Genomic DNA, 3,063 nt, shown 5'->3' on the forward strand with positions numbered 1-3,063 from the left:
GCCGCGCGGCGGGCGGCGACGCGGCGGGCGCGCGCGGTGCGCCACGACCCGACGACGCCGGCGGGGGCGGCGGCCATGAGGACGACGAGCGCGAGGCCGAACGCGAGCAGCGCGAGGTTGCCGTCGAGCCGCTGCGCGAGGTCGTCGGGTACGGGCAAGGCGTCGACGAGCGTCGCGACGAGCCACGGCAGCAGGACGACGAGCACCGCGCCGACCGCAGCACCGGCGAGCGAGCCGAGCCCGCCCACGACGACCGCGACGAGCAGCAGGAGCGACGTCGCGAGCCCGTACCCGCCGGGCGTGACGGACTGCGTGACGAGCACGAGGACGGCGCCTCCGAGCCCGGCGGCGGCGGACGCGACGACGAACGCGAGCACCTTGGTGCGGCCGGGCGCGATCCCGGCGAGGGCCGCGGCGGTCGCGTCGTCGCGGACGGCGCGCATCCGCAGCCCGGTCCGGCCGCGCGCGAGCACGTGCAGCGCGCCGACGACGGCGGCGGCGACGGCGATCGCGAGCCACGCGTGCCACTGCTCGAGGGCGGTGACCCGGTCCAGCGCGTCGGGTACGCGCTCGAGCGGCGCGCGCACCCCCTGGTCACCGCCGAGGCCCGGGACGGTGGACGCGACGGCGGGCAGCGCGACGACGAGCGTGAGCGTGAGGCCCGCGAGGTACGGGCCGTGCAGGCGCGCACCGGCGAGCCCGAGGAGCAGCCCGACCGCCCCGGACAGCGCGACGGCCCCGACGAGCCCGGCGAGGACGCGCACGACGCCCGGCGCGTCGGCCAGCGCGGACGCGGTGAGCGCATACCCGTACCCGCCCGCGGCCATGAGCGCGGAGTGGCCGAGCGAGAGCTGCCCGGACAGCCCGACGAGCACGGTGAGCCCGGCGGTCGCGCACAGGTAGGCCGCGACGAGCGCGAGCTGGTAGTTGCGGTACGGGTCGAGCAGGAACGTCCCGGCGACGCCGGCGAGCGTGCCGAGCAGGGCGACGACGACGACGCGCGGCGGGCCGGCGGCGGGCAGCAGGCTCATGCGCGCCTCGCCTCCACCCCGGCGACCAGACCCTGCGGCCGGACCAGGAGCACGACGACGAGCAGCGCGAGCACCGCGATCGGCGTGACGCCCGCCCCGAGGTACCCGGTGACGAGGCTCATGAGGACGCCGACGCCGATCCCCCCGACGAGCGCGCCGCCCGGGGAGTCGAGCCCGCCCACGACGGCGACGGTGAACGCGAGGACGAACAGCACGTCGGTCGCGTGCGGGTCGAGACCGAGCTCGGTGGGCAGCAGCAGCAGCGCCGCGAGCGCGGCGACCGCCGACGCGAGCGCCCAGGCGACCGTCCGCATGCGCGCGACGCGCACGCCGAGCAACCGGGAGACCTCGGGCGCGAAGGCGGACGCGCGCAGCTGCAGGCCGAGCGTGGTGCGGGTGAACAGCAGCCGCAGGCCGAGCATGAGCCCGAGCGCCACGGCGACGACGAGCACGTCGTAGGGCGACCCGAGGGGCACCCCGCCGACGGACCACGGCTGGTCGCTCACGGGCGGCGCGACGGGGACGTGCTGCGGCCCGGCGACGATCCCGAGCGCGGACTGCAGGACCATGACGAGCCCGATCGCGAGGATCACGCCGCCCAGCGGCGTCGTCGCGTACCGCATGAGCCCGCGTTCGACCGCGGCGCCGAGCAGCCCGCCCGCGACGACCCCGGCGAGCGCGCCCCACCACCACCCGCCGGTGGCCTGCGCGACCCCGACCGCGACGTACGCGGCGACGACGGCCATCGCCCCGGCCGCGAAGTTGACGAGGCGCGCGGCCCGCCAGATGAGCACGAGCGACAGCGCGAAGAGCGCGAGCACCGTGCCGCGCGCGACACCGCCGCCGACGAGGAAGACGAACCGGTCCACTCAGAACCCCAGGTAGGCGTGTCGGAGGGCCTCGTCGTGCGCGAGGTCCCGGGCGGGCCGGGACGCGACGACGCGCCCCAGGTCGAGCACGACGCCACGATCGGCGACGGAGAGCGCGGCGGCGACGTTCTGCTCGGCCAGCAGGACGGCGAGCCCGTCGTCGCAGCGGGCCCGCAGGAGCGCCATGATCTGCGCGACGACCTGCGGCGCGAGGCCGAGCGACGGCTCGTCGAGCAGCAGCACCCGCGGTCGCGCGACGAGCGCGCGGCCGATCGCGAGCATCTGCCGCTCCCCGCCCGAGAGCTGGTGCCCGAGGGCGGCACGTCGTCGGTCGAGCGACGGGAACAGCCCGTACACCTCCTCGACCGCCGCACGACGGGCGCCTGCCGAGCGGTGCGCCGTGAGCCCGCCGAGCTGCAGGTTCTCGTCGACCGTGAGCTCGACGACCACGCCCCGGCCCTCGGGGACGTGCGCGAGCCCGCGTCGGGCGCGGTCCTCGACGCCGACGCCCTGCAGGTCGTCGCCCGCGAGCGCGACGGCGCCGGCCGCGAGCGGCAGCAGCCCCGAGGCGGCCCGGAGCAGCGTGGTCTTGCCCGCGCCGTTGGCACCGACGAGCGCGACGAGCGCCCCCGGCCGGACCTCGAGCGTGACGTCGTGGAGCACGGGCGCGCCGCCGTACCCCGTCGTGAGGCCGTGCACGGCGAGCGCGGGGGTCATCGGCCTCCTCCCCCGGTCGCGCTCCCGAGGCCGCCCGTCGCGCCGGGTGCCCGCAGGTCCCGACCTGTGTGCGGGGCGGTGTCGGCGGCGATGCCGAGGTACGCCTCCTCGACACGCGGGTCGCGCCGGACGTCCTCGGGCGCGCCGGTCGCGATGACGTGCCCGAAGTCGAGCACGACGACCCGGTCGCTCACGCCCATGACGAAGTCGACGTGGTGCTCGACGAGCAGCACCGCGGTGCCGTCGGCGGCGACGCGCCGGACGACGGCGCCGAGCACGGCGATGTCCTCGTGACCGAGCCCGCCGGCCGGCTCGTCGAGCAGCAGCAGGCGGGGACGGGCGACGAGCGCGCGGGCGAGCGCGACGGCGGCGCGCTCGGCGTACGGCAACGAGCCGACGGGCTGCGACGCGCGCGCCGCGAGCCCGAGGTCCGCGAGCTGCGCGTC

General features: G+C 77.8%; 4 protein-coding genes. All 4 read right to left on the reverse strand.

What is annotated here, in order from left to right; translation table 11 throughout:
* Window positions 1–1,031 (reverse strand): ABC transporter permease subunit (locus tag CTKZ_RS20630; protein WP_124344651.1); only part of this gene is annotated, 1,031 nt, incomplete at its 3' end.
* Window positions 1,028–1,900: a branched-chain amino acid ABC transporter permease gene (locus CTKZ_RS20635; protein WP_124344652.1), complete on the reverse strand. Its 873-nt coding sequence runs from the start codon at window positions 1,898–1,900 to the stop codon at window positions 1,028–1,030. The genes CTKZ_RS20635 and CTKZ_RS20630, both read right to left, overlap by 4 nt.
* A complete protein-coding gene (locus tag CTKZ_RS20640) occupies window positions 1,901–2,617 on the reverse strand; it encodes an ABC transporter ATP-binding protein (RefSeq protein ID WP_124344653.1) in 717 nt (238 codons plus the stop codon). It lies immediately after the preceding gene.
* Window positions 2,614–3,063 (reverse strand): ABC transporter ATP-binding protein C-terminal domain-containing protein (locus CTKZ_RS20645; protein WP_124344654.1); only part of this gene is annotated, 450 nt, incomplete at its 5' end. The genes CTKZ_RS20645 and CTKZ_RS20640, both read right to left, overlap by 4 nt.

The organism is Cellulomonas algicola (assembly GCF_003851725.1).
GTDB classification, from domain to species: Bacteria; Actinomycetota; Actinomycetes; order Actinomycetales; family Cellulomonadaceae; genus Cellulomonas; species Cellulomonas algicola.

Bases quoted from the DNA above. Each gene is read 5' to 3' on its own strand.
- CTKZ_RS20640 (WP_124344653.1), bottom strand. From the start codon at position 2,617: ATGACCCCCGCGCTCGCCGTGCACGGCCTCACGACGGGGTACGGCGGC.